Annotated in this window: 10 protein-coding genes; 8 read left to right on the top strand and 2 right to left on the bottom strand. The window is 71.0% G+C overall.

The genetic code is table 11. From position 1 onward, the window contains the following. The first annotated feature begins 234 nt into the window (after positions 1 to 234). Entirely contained in the window at positions 235 to 1,386 is a 1,152-nt protein-coding gene (locus OG435_RS23495) for an IS701 family transposase (protein ID WP_266879414.1), read from the top strand. A 24-nt stretch (positions 1,387 to 1,410) separates the two neighbouring features. Here OG435_RS23495 and OG435_RS23500 read toward each other — a convergent pair whose 3' ends face one another. After that, positions 1,411 to 3,336 (bottom strand): helix-turn-helix domain-containing protein, encoded by a 1,926-nt coding sequence (locus OG435_RS23500; RefSeq protein WP_266879416.1) that lies wholly within the window; start codon positions 3,334 to 3,336, stop codon positions 1,411 to 1,413. Between the two features lie 287 nt (positions 3,337 to 3,623). Here OG435_RS23500 and OG435_RS23505 point away from each other — a divergent pair, with 287 nt between their 5' ends. Together OG435_RS23505 and pabB are read left to right on the top strand one after the other, a co-directional pair. Beyond that, entirely contained in the window at positions 3,624 to 4,373 is a 750-nt protein-coding gene (locus tag OG435_RS23505) for a class I SAM-dependent methyltransferase (RefSeq protein WP_266879418.1), read from the top strand. Positions 4,374 to 4,396: 23 nt separating this feature from the next. Then, positions 4,397 to 6,529, top strand: coding sequence for an aminodeoxychorismate synthase component I (gene pabB / locus OG435_RS23510; RefSeq protein ID WP_266879420.1), 2,133 nt, complete (start codon positions 4,397 to 4,399; stop codon positions 6,527 to 6,529). Here the strand turns inward: pabB and OG435_RS23515 are convergent. Continuing rightward, a complete protein-coding gene (locus tag OG435_RS23515) occupies positions 6,456 to 7,481 on the bottom strand; it encodes a transaldolase family protein (RefSeq protein WP_266879422.1) in 1,026 nt (341 codons plus the stop codon). The two genes, pabB and OG435_RS23515, sit on opposite strands and share 74 nt — an antisense overlap. A gap of 298 nt (positions 7,482 to 7,779) precedes the next feature. On the opposite strand from OG435_RS23515, the gene OG435_RS23520 reads away from it, so the two are divergent. From OG435_RS23520 to OG435_RS23540, 5 genes are read left to right on the top strand one after another with little or no spacing between them, the layout of a single operon-like run. Next, positions 7,780 to 8,949: a 3-deoxy-7-phosphoheptulonate synthase gene (locus tag OG435_RS23520; RefSeq protein WP_266879424.1), complete on the top strand. Its 1,170-nt coding sequence runs from the start codon at positions 7,780 to 7,782 to the stop codon at positions 8,947 to 8,949. Positions 8,950 to 8,977: 28 nt separating this feature from the next. Continuing rightward, positions 8,978 to 9,748 (top strand): 2,3-dihydro-2,3-dihydroxybenzoate dehydrogenase, encoded by a 771-nt coding sequence (locus OG435_RS23525; protein WP_266879426.1) that lies wholly within the window; start codon positions 8,978 to 8,980, stop codon positions 9,746 to 9,748. Between the two features lie 58 nt (positions 9,749 to 9,806). Beyond that, positions 9,807 to 10,481 carry an isochorismatase family protein gene (locus OG435_RS23530; RefSeq protein WP_266879428.1) on the top strand — a complete coding sequence of 225 codons (675 nt, stop codon included), beginning with the start codon at positions 9,807 to 9,809 and terminating at the stop codon, positions 10,479 to 10,481. Further along, on the top strand, positions 10,478 to 12,361 hold the full coding sequence (locus OG435_RS23535) for an anthranilate synthase family protein (RefSeq protein ID WP_266879430.1): 1,884 nt from the start codon (positions 10,478 to 10,480) through the stop codon (positions 12,359 to 12,361). Before OG435_RS23530 ends, OG435_RS23535 begins: the two co-directional genes overlap by 4 nt. Continuing rightward, positions 12,358 to 12,681 carry a hypothetical protein gene (locus tag OG435_RS23540; protein WP_266879432.1) on the top strand — a complete coding sequence of 108 codons (324 nt, stop codon included), beginning with the start codon at positions 12,358 to 12,360 and terminating at the stop codon, positions 12,679 to 12,681. The genes OG435_RS23535 and OG435_RS23540 overlap by 4 nt, the downstream gene beginning before the upstream one ends. Positions 12,682 to 12,710: the final 29 nt, after the last annotated feature.

Below are 12,710 nucleotides of genomic sequence, written 5' to 3' on the forward strand. Positions count from 1 at the left end.
CCGCCGCCGGACGGTCCCGGCGGGTCCTGCCGGGCCGGACCCCCTCCGGCCCGGCCGAAGTCCGTGTCGCGGACCCCGTCGGGTGATCGGCGGGACGACGCGGCACATGCCGGTCTGATGGCCCGCCCTGCACGCACGGGCGAATGTGTGTGACGGGTCCACCTGGTTCTCGGACCGCTCCCCACCGCAGGGTTGAGGAGCGTCGGAGAACACGGGGGAAGGGATGGATCCGCAATGACCGTCACGAGTCTTGAACGCCTGTCCACGCTGAGCAGCCGGTTCGTACCGGACCTGGTCGTGGGCGAGCTCTGTGCCGAGCTGTTCGCCTCGCTGCCGCGCAGCGACCAGCGGCGCAAGGGCGAGGTGTACCTGCGCGGCCTGCTGCAGGCCGAGGGGCGCAAGTCGATCCGGAACATCGCCGCGTACGTCGGGGACCGGGCGGCCGAACAGAGCCTGCACCACTTCGTCGTCTCCTCCACCTGGGACTGGGGCCGGGTACGGGCCGCGCTGGCCCGCTACCTGGAGCGGGCACTGCCGCCCCAGGCCTGGGTGGTGCAGCCGGTGGTGATTTCCAAGGCCGGCACGGAGTCGGTGGGCGTGGACCGCCGGTTCGTGCCCGAGCTCGGGCAGATGGTCAACAGCCAGGCCGCCTACGGGGTCTGGTCGGTGGGTGAGGAGCAGAGCTGCCCGGTGAACTGGCGCCTGACCCTCTCCCGGAAGTGGCGCGACAGCATCGGTCCGCTGTCACCGAACGCCGGTGAATCCGAACTGGCCTCCACCCCGCTGGAGTTGGTCGCCGGAGCCGTGGAGGAACTGCGGGGCTGGGTGGGGCGGACCCGTCCCGTGCTGCTCGACGTTCCCGACCTCGATCCCGCGGCGGTCGCACGACGCTTCGAGCCGAGCGGAACGCACTTCGTCGCGCCGGCCCGCGGCTCCCTGCGCGTCCGGTGCGTGGACGCGGTCCTGCCGGGCGCGGCCAACCGCGAACTCGCCGCGCACCAGCTGCTCCTGATGGCGCGCACCCTGCGCCGGCCGGTGAGCTGGCGGGACCCGTCCACCGGGCGGCCCCGCGTCAGCCTGGTGGTCACCGTACGCGTGGAGCTGCCGAACGCTCCCAGGCCGCAGCTGCTGTTCGGCGAGTGGAGCGATCCGCGCGGCTGGCCCGACCAGTGCTGGGTCACCGACATGACGCAGGCGCACCCGGGTGCGCTGCTGCGGCTGGCGAAGCGGGCGCGGCAGGTCGAGGCCGACTTCACCAACGTCGCCCAGAAGGTGGGGCTCACCGACTTCGGCGGCCGCTCCTTCGAAGGCTGGCACCGGCACACCACCCTGGCCTCCGCCGCGCACGCGGTCCGGGTCCTCACCCAGCGCGCCGCGGAGCACTAGGCAGTCCGGGGAATGTCGCCGGGATCAGCCGACGGCGTGCCTGTTCTGCCGCCGCCGCTCCTGGTCGAGGGCCTTGCGGGTGCGCTGCAGCTGGAGGGCGAGCTGCACCTGGAGGGCCTGGGTCGGCTTCTGCCAGTCCTCGCCGAGGATCTCGGTGATCCGCTCCAGCCTGCGGGAGACGGTGTTGGGGTGCACGTGCAGGGACTCCGCCGCCCGAGACGGGCTGTTGGCCGAGGCGAAGTACGCCTCCATGGTGCGGATCAGCTCGGTGTACTGCTGGTCGTCGTAGTCGAGCACCGGACCGATGGTGTCGTTGATGAACCCGGCGATGTCCGGCTTCTCGGAGAGCAGGACACCGAGGAAGCCCAGCTCCTCGGGGGAGGCGCTGCTGCCGATGCCGGTGAGTGCGGTCACCGCGTCCAGGCAGCGCCGGGCCTCCTGGTACAGGTGGACGATCGCCGCCGGGGTGTCGGTCGGCCCGGCCGAGCCGGCGGTGACCGGCTTGCCGAGCACCGCGGAGAGCTCCTTGGCCGCCGTCCTGGCGATGTCGCCCGCCGCGGTGCCGGGGAGCAGCAGCACCACGAGGTCGCCGTCCACGCTCTTGAGGCCGTGGTGGCGGTTGGAGTACGAGGCGGCCCAGGCGGCCACTCGGCCCTGGATCCCCCCTTCGGGGCGGGCGATCACGACGACGTGGGGTTCGTCCAGGTTGAGCCCGAGGCGGCGGCTCTGCTCCGCGATCAGCGCCGGCGACAGCGACGGGCCGCGCAGCAGGTCGTGGAAGAACTCGTCGCGTATGTGCCCTTCGGCGGCGGCCATGCCCTGGTTCATCAGCAGGACTACGGCGGTCACCTGGGCGGTGAGCGCGAGGAGTTGGAGGCGGTGGTCGGTGACCGGGGTGTCGGTGGCCAGGACGAGCGTGCCCAGCATCTCGTCGCCCGCGGCGATCGAGGCGACCCACACCCCGTCGCCCGCGTTCCGGGGCAGTCGGTCGGTGTGGGCGTCGAGCAGGGCGGTGCGGACCAGGGCCTCGTCCAGTTCCGGGAGGCCGGCGCCCGGGCCGGCGAGGGTCCGTCCCGCCGAGTCCCGTACGAGGAGGGTGCCGCCGAGGTCCTTGGCCGCCTCGGCGGTCAGGTTGCCGAGGCCGTCGCCGCGCAGCACGAGGTCGAGCAGGCGGCCGTGCGTCTCCCGGAGCCGGCGGGCGGTGGTGGAGGAGTCCAGGGCGCGGGAGGTGCCCTGTTCCAGCTCGACGACTTCGTACCGGGTCTGCTCGAGCAGGCGGGCCTTCTCGATCGCGACCGTCGCGAGGTCGGCGAGGGAGCTCATGAGGGAGGTCTCGTCGGGCGTGAAGTGCCGGATGTTGCGGTCCGCGACGTACAGGGAGCCCCACGTGGTGCCCTCGTGCCGGAGCGGGATGGCCATGACGGCGCGCAGGCCCTCGGCCTGCACCACTTCGTCGATGACCTTGCTGTGCCGGAAGCTCTGGTCGTTCATGTAGTCGGCCGACCAGAACGGCGAGGCTCCGTCGACGGCCCGCTTGCCGACGCCGCCGTCCAGCGGGACGGCGAACCCGATGGTCAGCGCCGAGGCGTGGCCGTCCGCCGAGCGCACCAGGGAGCACCCGCTCTCGGCGTCGTCGAGGGCGACCCAGGCCATGTCGAGCCCCAGCAGCAGCCGGGCCCGCCGCGTGATGACTTTGAGCAGGGCGTCCACGTCGTACGGAAGGGTCAGGTCGCGCGCGGTGTCCACGAGAGCGGCCAGGCCGGCTTCGCGCTGCTGGCGGCGGACGAAAAGGGCCCGTACTCCAAGGCTTTGGTCCCTCGCCCTGGTCAACTGGGCGAGCGCGGCACCGGACATGCCGGATTCGCGCGCCTTTCGTACCGCGTCATCGAATGCGGATGCCGGCGCCTCTCTGTTCAGCAGTTCCAGCATCTCGTAGGCATGGTCGACCACGTCTATACCGCCCCCCGGTTCACAAGCCGTTCACAACCGGACCTTTGACGGTCCAATCGCTCTCTGGCCTGCATGAACGTAGCCCTTTAGGCAAGATCTGGTCAAGAATCTCGCGGGCGTTCGGCGAGGTCAGAGACGCGGAGGGTGATCGGGCCACCACTCCCCATGACCGATGCTGTCACCTGGACACCTTCTGGCAGGCACTGCCACGACGGCAGGGTGATCACCGAGCGCTCCGGTGCCGTCACCAGCGCGACCACGACTGCCGATGTTGGAGAAGTTCCCCCATGTCTCAGGTGTCACAGATCCACGATGCGACCCGGCTCAAGAGCTTCGAGCGGTCCCTGCTGCGCAGTCACCTGTCCCTGACCCGGGAGGACCGTCCCCGGGAGTTCACGCTGGCCGGCCGGAACTGGGACCTGTTCGACGAGGTCTTCGCCCCCGTCTACTCCCCCTCCACCGGGATCGCCCTGGAACTCCTGGGACTCGGCCACCCGCAGGAGACCCCGCGTTCGGGTTCGTTCCTGGAGATCGGCTGCGGCACCGGGGTCGTGGCCGTGATGAGCGCGCTGGCGGGCTACGACCGGGTGGTGGCGGCCGACATCAGCCCCTCCGCCGTGGAGAACGCGCACGTCAACGCGGACAGACACGGGGTGACCGACCGTCTGCGGGCCGTGCACAGCGATCTGTTCTCGGGGCTGGGCGAGGACGAGCGGTTCGACATCGTCTTCTGGAGCTCCAACTACGTGATGGGCCCCGAGAGTTACGAGTACAAGTCGGTGCACGAGCGGGCGTACGTGGACACTGGTTACCAGACGCACCGCAGGTTCCTGGAGCAGTCCGTGCTCTGGACCACCGCGGGCGGATCCGTGCTGCTGCACTTCAGCGACCGCGGCGACCTGGCCGCGCTGCACGAGATCGCCGCCGACTGCGGGCGCGAGCTGCGCCTGGTGGCGGGGCAGCGGGTCCGCGAGGGCGAGTACGGCGAAGACATGGTCGAGCACATGCTGCTCGAGATCCTGCCGCTCGGAGTCTGAATCAATACCGGGGGAGTTTCATCGTGCGCACGCTACTCATCGACAACTACGACTCTTTTACGTACAACCTGTTCCACCTTCTGACCGAGGTTAACGGCACGGAGCCGGAAGTCGTCCGCAACGACGATCCGCACTGGAGGCCCGCTCACCTGGCCGCCTTCGACAACATCGTCGTCTCGCCGGGGCCGGGAACCCCCGGCCGGACCGCCGACTTCGGTATCTGCGCAGAGACCATCCAGCGGACTGACCTGCCGCTGCTGGGCATCTGCCTCGGACACCAGGGGATCGGCCTGATGCACGGCGCCACCGTGGACCGCGCGCCGCAGCCGCGCCACGGGCGCACCTCGCCCGTCCTCCACGAAGGCACCGGCCTGTTCGCCGGACTGCCCTCGCCGATGGAGGTGGTGCGGTATCACTCGCTCGCCGTGACCGACCTGCCCGACGAGCTGGAGGCCACCGCATGGACTCCGGACGGAATACTGATGGGGCTGCGGCACCGTACGCGCCCGATGTGGGGCGTGCAGTTCCACCCCGAGTCGATCTGCAGTGAGTACGGCAAGGAACTGCTGGCGAATTTCGCCCGGTTGAGCAGGACGTACGGAGCACACCGCGCGGTGCCCGCACCCGCGCCGGTACCCGCGCCGCCCGTACTCGCGCCTACGCCTGCGCCCGTGCCCGCTGCACCGTCCGAGCCCGCGCCGACCCGTGAGCTCAGGCTGCTCACCAGCCGCGTGACCACCGACTGGGACACCGAGGCCGTCTACGACCGGCTCTTCCGGGGCAACGACCACGCCTACTGGCTGGACAGCAGCCGGCCCGGAGCCGATCGCGGCCGGTTCTCCGTCATGGGCGACGCCACCGGCCCGCTCGCCCGGGTGGCCACGGCCGACGTGTGGAGCAGGGTCGTCACCGTGGAGTCGCGGGGCGGCGACGGCGGACTCGTCGCGGGCCCCTTCATGGAGTGGCTCGACCGGGACCTGCGCTCGATCCGTACCGAGCTCCCCACCGGGGACGAGGAGTTGCCCTTCGACTTCGCCCTCGGCTGGGTCGGCTACCTCGGCTACGAGCTGAAGGCCGAGTGCGGCGGCGATCTCGTGCACCGCTCGCCCGTGGCCGACGCCACGATGGTCTTCGCCGACCGGGCCCTGGTCTTCGACCACGTCACGAACACCACCCATCTCCTCGCGCTCGCGGAGGGGGACGACGCCGAGGCCCGGCACTGGCTGACCGGGACCGAGGAGCGCCTCGCGCGCCTCGCGGGCCTGCGGCTGCCGGCCCCCGAGACCGCCGGATCGGGCGGTGAGATCCGGCTGCGCCACGACCGCGCCGCCTACCTGGACCTCATCGACACCTGCCTGGAGGAGATCACCGCGGGGGAGACCTACGAGGTCTGCCTGACCAACATGGCGGAGTCCGACACCACCGTCGACCCCTGGACCGCGTACCGCGCGATGCGGCGCACCAGCCCCGCGCCGTTCGCCGCCCTCCTCCAGTTCGGTGAGCTGTCGGTGCTCAGCAGCTCGCCCGAGCGGTTCCTGCGGGTCTCCCGCGACGGGCTGATGGAGTCCTCGCCCATCAAGGGCACCCGCCCGCGCGGTGCCACTCCCGAGGAGGACGCAGCCCTGGTGGCGGACCTGCTGAGCGACGAGAAGGACCGCTCGGAGAACCTGATGATCGTCGACCTGGTCCGCAACGACCTCGGCCGCTGCGCGCTGCCGGGCTCGGTCGAGGCCGAAGACCTCTTCCGGGTGGAGCGCTACGCCACGGTCCATCAGCTGGTGAGCACCGTACGGGCGTGGAAGCGGCCGGAGTTGAGCGCGCTGGACTGTGTGCGCGCCGCGTTCCCCGGCGGCTCGATGACCGGCGCTCCCAAGATCCGCACCATGCAGATCATCGACCGTCTGGAGGCGGGCCCGCGCGGGGTGTACTCCGGAGCCATCGGCTACTTCTCGCTCTCCGGCGCCGCCGATCTGAGCATCGTGATCCGTACCGCGACGATCACGCCGGACCGGGTCCGGTACGGAGTCGGAGGGGCCGTGGTGGCCCTGTCCGACCCGCACACGGAGTACGAGGAGACGGCGGTCAAGGCTGCCCCGTTCCTGGCACTGACGCAGGCCCGTTTCCCGGAGAGGCAGCGGCAGACGATCCGGTCCTGACGTCCCAGTCGTGCTGGAGGCGGGCGAGTTCCGCCGTCTCCAGCTCGGCCGCGACCCGGGAGGGGGAGACACCGAGCCGCTCCAGCGCGCCCAGCGCGCCCTTTCCCTCGTCCTTCCTCGTGAGCAGGGTGTCCCCGCTCAGGTTCGGCCGGCGCGCCGCCTCCTCCAGGGTGTCCACCGACAGCGCGAGCGCCGTGTTCCAGCCGATGAGCGCGCCCACGTCGGTGCCCCCGGTGGTCCACAACAGCCGTGGCTGCGGTGCCCCGTTGGCCCGCAGCACCCGCCACCAGCCCCCGGACAGCCGGTCCTCCCGGAGCCGGTACAGCGTGCGGGCGACGGCCAGACCCGCCGCGCCCCGGACCTCGTGGCCCGGGTCGACCCCCAGCCCGTCCAGCCGGGACTCGACCTCCGCGTCGAACACCCCCACCGGGAACGAGGCCACCATCAGGGCGTCGTCCAGCGACCGGCCGGACGCGAGCGAACGCTCCAGCCCGTCGACGTAGGCATCGAGCACCTCGGCGTACCGCCCGGCCGAGAAGACCATCGAGGCGTGCACCCCGATGCCCTCGGCCAGGCAGTCGGCCATGGTCTCCAGCCCCGCCGGGGTCGCGGGGATCCGTACGAGCACGTTGGGGCGCGCCAGTTGCCGGTGCAGGGCGCGGGCCGCGGACCGCAGCGCGTGCGCGTCGTGGGCCCACCGGGGGGACACCGGGACGGAGACGTGGCCGACGGCGCCGTCGGTCGCCTCGAACACGGGCCGCAGCAGGTCGCAGGCCCGCTGGAGCAGCGCGAGGGTACTGCCCGGGGGCACCAGGGCGTTGTGGAAATGGGTGCCCAGCACCGGATGCCGGACGCTCGTCTCGAACTCCTCGGGGCCGTGCGCACTCAGCCACGGTGAGACGCCTTCGGACGCCAGTTGTTTCAGCAGGTCTCGCGCTTCTTGACTCACCACGGTCCCGACCTTAGGTGTCCACGACTTGAGCCGTCCCTGAATGGTCGGCTCTGTGTCAGGTGCGTGCGGATCACCGCCTGAGACCCCCTGACGCGCGCGGACTTTAATGTGTGCACCGCCCGTCGATCCCATGGATCCGGGTAATGCGTCATGTCGAATTCCGGGCCGACGCGCCGACGTGACCGAAAATGTAGCCACCTGACGAATCGGTGAATCTCTGGTGGTTGACTCATTCTTTTCTTCGCAGGCTTCTGGCTGCATCCGATGTCACGGCAGGTTCAGTACCGGGAGGTGCCACATGTACGGTGTCGCGCGCTTGAAATCAGCGCCGGCGGGCCAGCAGCCCGTTTGGCCAGACGAAGACGCCCTGGCGAATGCGAGGGCCGAAATCGAGGACTCGGCCGCTCTTGTTCGCGCGGAGGACGTCGAGACCCTGCGGGTCCTGCTGGCCGCGGCCTCGCGGGGCGAGGTGCAGATCGTCCAGGGCGGGGACTGCGCCGAGGACCCCGCCGAGTGCTCCCCCGGATACGTGGCCCGCAAGGCGGCGCTCCTGGACGTGCTGGCCGGCGTCATGAAGACGCGCTCGCTCAAGCCCGTCCTGCGGGTGGGCCGGCTCGCGGGGCAGTTCGGCAAGCCCCGGTCCAACAACACCGAGATCGTCCAGGGCGTCGAACTCCCGGTGTACCGCGGTCACATGGTCAACAGCCCGGAACCCGACGCCGAGCTGCGCCGGCCCGACCCGCAGCGGCTGGTCACCGGCTACCGTGCGGCCGCCGGCGCCATGCGGACGCTGGGCTGGCACGGCGAGCGGCGGCCCTCCGTGGCCGAGGCCCCGGTGTGGACCAGCCACGAGGCCCTGCTGCTGGACTACGAGGTCCCGATGCTGCGCACCCAGCCCGACGGCTCGGTGCTGCTCACCTCGACGCACTGGCCCTGGATCGGCGAGCGCACGCGCGAGCTGGACGGCGCCCACGTCGAGCTGTTCGCGTCCATCTCCAACCCCGTCGCCACCAAGGTCGGCCCGAAGATGACCCCGGCCGAGCTGGTCGAGCTGTGCGGCCGCCTCGACCCGCAGCGCGAGCCGGGACGGCTGACGCTGATTTCCCGGATGGGGGCGGGCACGGCTGCCGAAAAGCTGCCGGAACTGGTCCGCGCGGTCCGCGAGGCCGGGCACCCCGTGCTCTGGATGTGCGACCCCATGCACGGAAACACCGTCAGTGCGCCCGGCGGCTACAAGACCCGCTACACCACGGTCGTCGTGCGCGAGGTCGAGGAATTCCAGGCGGCCGTCGTCGACAACGGCGGAGTCGCGGCCGGACTTCATCTGGAAACCACTCCCGACGCCGTGCACGAATGCGTGCGCGACGAATACCACGTCAGCGAGCTGGGCGAGAAGTACACCTCGTTCTGCGACCCGCGCCTCAATTCCGACCAGGCTGTCGAAGTCGTATCCGCCTGGCGCGGCTGAGACTGAAATAGAGAGAGGCGTTCCCGTCATGGAAGGAAAAATCGCTCTCGTCACCGGAGCGGCCGGCGGTATAGGCGCGGCCATTGTCCGCGCACTGGCCGCCCTGGGCGTCCGGGTGGCCGCGGTCGACATGGACGCGACCCGGCTGCGCGACCTGGCCAAGTCGGTGACCGAGGAAGGAGGCCGCGTCGAAGCGTTCCCGGGCGACGTCACCTCCAGCGCGGACGTCGAGGCGCTGGTGGACGACGTGGAGGCGCTCGTGGGCCCCCTCGACTTCCTCGTCAACGCCGCCGGAGTGCTCCGGCTCGCCGAGGCCCGTGCCCTCACCGACCAGGAGTGGAGCACGACGTTCGCGGTCAACACCACGGGCGTGTTCCTCGTGTCGCGCTCCGTCGTCAACCGCATGGTGCCGCGCGGACGCGGGGCGATCGTCACGATCGCCTCCAACTCCGCGGGCACCGCACGGACGGAGATGGCCGCGTACGCCGCTTCGAAGGCGGCCGCGACCATGTTCACCAAGTGTCTGGGCCTGGAGGTCGCCAAGTTCGGGATCCGCGCCAACATCGTGGCGCCGGGATCCACGGACACCCCGATGCTCACCTCGATGTGGCAGGACGAGAGCAGTGCGAAGGCCTCCATCGAAGGGGTGCCGGGCTCCTACCGCGTCGGCATCCCGCTCGGCAAGATCGCCCGCCCTGAGGACGTCGCCGAGGCGGTCGTCTTCCTGCTCTCCGACAAGGCCGCGCACATCACGATGCACGACCTCACCGTGGACGGCGGTGCGGCCCTCGGTGCCTGAGACCGGTGTGACCAGTCGACCAACCGTCAACGAGACCGTGAACGAGAGGGAGAAACGTATGGCAGGCATACCTGCGATCAGCCCGTATCCGATGCCCTCGGCAGCCGACCTGCCCGCCACCGCCGTCGACTGGGAAGTCGACCCGGACCGCGCCGTACTGCTGGTGCACGACCTGCAGAAGTACTTCCTGACCGCCTTCCCCGCGGGTGAACAGCCCGTCGTGGACCTGACCCGCAACGCCGGAGAACTGCGCGTACGCGCGGCGGCGCTCGGCATTCCGGTCGCCTACACGGCGCAGCCCGGCGGCATGACCCCCCAGGAGCGCGGCCTGCTCGCGGACTTCTGGGGCCCGGGCATGCGGCCGAGCCCCGAACACCGCCAGGTCGTGGACCCGGTGGCGCCGGCCGCCGGGGACTGGATGCTCACCAAGTGGCGCTACAGCGCCTTCTTCAAGACCGATCTGCTGGAGCGGATGCGCGCACAGGGCCGCGACCAGCTGATCATCTGCGGCGTGTACGCCCACGTGGGCGTCCTGATGACGGCGGTGGAGGCCTTCACCAACGACATCCAGCCCTTCCTGGTCGCCGATGCCATCGCCGACTTCAGCTGGGCGGAGCACCGGATGACGCTGGAGTACGCGGCCGGCCGGTGCGCCGCCCTGACCACCACGAAGCAGCTCCTCACGGCCCTCCCGGACCGGGTGGACGCGTACGCGGAAAGGGTTTCGGCATGACCGAGGACCAGCTGGGCCGGATCCTGGGCGACCGGCCGCCGGCCTTCGCGCTGATCCACCGCCCGGAGACCGTTCCCACCGGTCGGCTCGACCTGTTCCTCGGGTCGTTCACCGAGGCCGCGACACTGGCCGACGTACCCCTCGGCGAGGTGGTGGAGGGCGGTGGCGCGCGTCAGGACGTACTCACCCTGATCCCGTACCGGCAGCTCGCCGAGCGCGGCTTCGAGGCACCGGACGACAGCACCCCGCTGCTCGCCATGGTGATCGACGAGCAGACGCAGGTGCCGCTCGACGCCGTGCTGCGGCAGATCCCCGACGGACCCGTCCACCTCGTACCCGGCGGCGACTTCGACATCGACGACGACACGTACGCCGAAACGGTCCGCCGTGTCATCGCGGACGAGATCGGCACCGGCGAGGGCGCCAACTTCGTGCTGAAGCGCTCGTTCGTGGCCGACGTCGGCGACTACTCCGTCGCCACGGCGCTGCGGATCTTCCGCCGGCTGCTGGAGCGGGAGACCGGCGCGTACTGGACCTTCGTCGTGCACACCGGCGACCGCACCCTCGTCGGCGCCTCTCCCGAGCGCCACATGAGCGTGGCGGGCGGCCGGGCCGTGATGAACCCCATCAGCGGCACCTACCGCTTCCCCGCCTCGGGCCCCGAACTGCGCGGCGTCATGGACTTCCTCGCCGACCGCAAGGAGGCCGACGAGCTGTACATGGTCGTCGACGAGGAACTCAAGATGATGGCCCGGATCTGCGATTCGGGCGGCCGGGTCGTCGGGCCCTATCTGAAGGAGATGGCCCGGCTCGCGCACACCGAGTACTTCATCGAGGGCCGCACCTCCCGCGACCCGCGCGAGATCCTCCACGAGACGCTGTTCGCGCCGACGGTCACCGGGTCCCCGCTGGAGAGCGCGGGCCGGGTCATCAAGAAGTACGAGCCGCAGGGACGCGGCTACTACAGCGGCGTGCTGGCCCTCATCGGCCAGGACGAGAACAGCGAGCGCACGCTGGACTCGGCGATCCTCATCCGGACCGCCGACATCGACGACGGGGGGCGGATGCGGATCGGCGTCGGCGCCACGCTCGTGCGCCACTCCGACCCGCTGTCCGAGGTCGCCGAGACCCGCGCCAAGGCCTCCGGTCTGCTGGCCGTGTTCGAGGAGCCCGGACCGAGCAGGTTCGGCGACCACCCCGAGGTACGGGCGGCGCTCAGCCGGCGCAACGACACGATCGCCGGTTTCTGGCTGGACGACGAGGCCGACCGCGCCCGGCCGGTCGCGCTGCTCGCGGGCCGCAAGGTGCTGGTGGTCGACGCGGAGGACACCTTCACCGCGATGATCGGGCACCAACTGCGGGCCCTCGACGCGGAGGTCACCGTCAGCCGCTTCGACGAGCCCTACGACTTCGCCCCGTACGACCTCGTGGTCATGGGGCCGGGACCGGGCGACCCGCGGGAGGTGGACCACCCGAAGATCGCGCACCTGCGGGCCGCGGTCGACACCCTCCTCACGGAGCGGCGCCCGTTCCTCGCCGTCTGCCTCAGCCACCAGGTGCTCAGCACCAAGCTCGGTTTCGGCCTGCGGCGCAGGGAGCAGCCCAACCAGGGGGTGCAGCGGGAGATCGAGCTGTTCGGGCGGCGCGAGCGCGTCGGCTTCTACAACACCTTCGCGGCGCAGAGCGCCTCGGACACGGCCGAGGTGCCCGGCCTCGGCACGGTCCAGGTGTGCCGGGAGGCGGGGACCGGCGAGGTGCACGCGCTGCGCGGGCCCGGCTTCCGGTCGATGCAGTTCCACGCCGAGTCGGTGCTCACGGAGGACGGCGTCCGCATCGTCGGCGAGGCCCTGGCCGGACTGCTGCAGGAGCAGCTCGTATGAAGGCGACGGTGGCCTGGTGGGATCTGGCCGGCTCGGGGCACAGCATCGAGTCGATGCGGTCGTACCTGCGTGACGAGGCGGTCGACCGGTTCGCGTCGGTCGAGGGTCTGCGGCTGAAGTTCTGGATCGCGGATCCGGGGACCGAGCGCTGGGGCGCGGTGCTGCTCTGGGAGTCCGCGGAGGCAGCGGCCCGGCCGCTCGCCCCGCGGGCGGCGGAGCTCATCGGGCGGGCACCGGTGCAGTACACGGTGTTCGACGTCGAGGCGACGGTCGAGGGCGTGCACACGCTGCCCGGGCTGCCGGGCCTGGGCCTGATCTGAGGACTGGTCCGAGGCCTGGTCGGAGTCCG

This window comes from Streptomyces sp. NBC_01264, assembly GCF_026340675.1.
Taxonomy (GTDB): domain Bacteria; phylum Actinomycetota; class Actinomycetes; order Streptomycetales; family Streptomycetaceae; genus Streptomyces.

Excerpts from the sequence above, each read along its gene's own strand:
- OG435_RS23495 (WP_266879414.1), top strand. The coding sequence starts at position 235 with ATGACCGTCACGAGTCTTGAACGCCTGTCCACGCTGAGCAGCCGGTTC.
- OG435_RS23505 (WP_266879418.1), top strand. The coding sequence starts at position 3,624 with ATGTCTCAGGTGTCACAGATCCACGATGCGACCCGGCTCAAGAGCTTC.
- OG435_RS23520 (WP_266879424.1), top strand. The coding sequence starts at position 7,780 with ATGTACGGTGTCGCGCGCTTGAAATCAGCGCCGGCGGGCCAGCAGCCC.
- OG435_RS23525 (WP_266879426.1), top strand. The coding sequence starts at position 8,978 with ATGGAAGGAAAAATCGCTCTCGTCACCGGAGCGGCCGGCGGTATAGGC.
- OG435_RS23530 (WP_266879428.1), top strand. The coding sequence starts at position 9,807 with ATGGCAGGCATACCTGCGATCAGCCCGTATCCGATGCCCTCGGCAGCC.
- OG435_RS23535 (WP_266879430.1), top strand. The coding sequence starts at position 10,478 with ATGACCGAGGACCAGCTGGGCCGGATCCTGGGCGACCGGCCGCCGGCC.
- OG435_RS23540 (WP_266879432.1), top strand. The coding sequence starts at position 12,358 with ATGAAGGCGACGGTGGCCTGGTGGGATCTGGCCGGCTCGGGGCACAGC.